Raw genomic sequence first — 733 nt, 5'->3', positions numbered from 1 at the left:
ATAAAAAATGTGGAAGTCGCCTTTCGTATAATGGTCAGTACTACTGTCTTCGAAACAGTCAATATAGGTTCGAATCCTATAGGGCGTTAAAAATATATTATAAGTAGTATAATAATGATAATTTATAAAGCGAGTATAGTATAATTGGTAATACCTTCGCCTTCCAAGCGAATTTTTTCAGTTCGAGTCTGAATACTCGTATAATTAGAATAGATGAAAACAATTAAAATTATAGTGAATTAATAACAGGGATGCTAGTAACTAGTCTATTTATTATTATGATGGCCATAGCGCTATCTAATACATCTATTAATCCTATTCTACTAACTCGGATGTGTTCACTAGTTCTACTTTACACTGCAGCACTATCATATAATGCTCTAGATCTTCAAGGTATTGGAGAAGGTGTAAGTATTTACAGTGGTCTATTCCAGGTAACATCAGTGTCTCAATCGGCTGACACATTTATCTTTGTTATTGGTGCTATGATTCTTCTACCATGGGCTCCTGTAACAAGTAATCTACAATCACGATCTACAGTATTTACAGCAGTACCAACTATTACAACATATCCTATTATTATTCTATTTACAACTTGTGGTGCTTCATTCCTAGTCTCAAGTGCAGATCTAGTATCAGTATATCTAAGTATTGAACTACAATCATTTGCAGTATATATTCTAGCTACTCTTTATCGAGATTCAGATTCTGCTACAGCAGCTGGTCTAAAGTA

The 733-nt window shown here is 33.4% G+C and carries 1 protein-coding gene and 2 tRNA genes; all 3 read left to right on the top strand.

The window, feature by feature from the left end; translation table 11 throughout:
• Positions 1–17 precede the first annotated feature (17 nt).
• Positions 18–88: transfer RNA gene (locus tag ACYVPE_RS39940), tRNA-Arg, on the top strand.
• A gap of 41 nt (positions 89–129) precedes the next feature.
• A tRNA-Gly gene (locus tag ACYVPE_RS39935) sits at positions 130–201 on the top strand.
• Between the two features lie 242 nt (positions 202–443).
• Positions 444–733: hypothetical protein (locus ACYVPE_RS39930; protein ID WP_461038745.1), on the top strand; the 290-nt coding region annotated here is incomplete at its 3' end.

The organism is Streptomyces mayteni (assembly GCF_054783955.1).
This window is presented reverse-complemented; position numbering and strand designations above follow the sequence as displayed.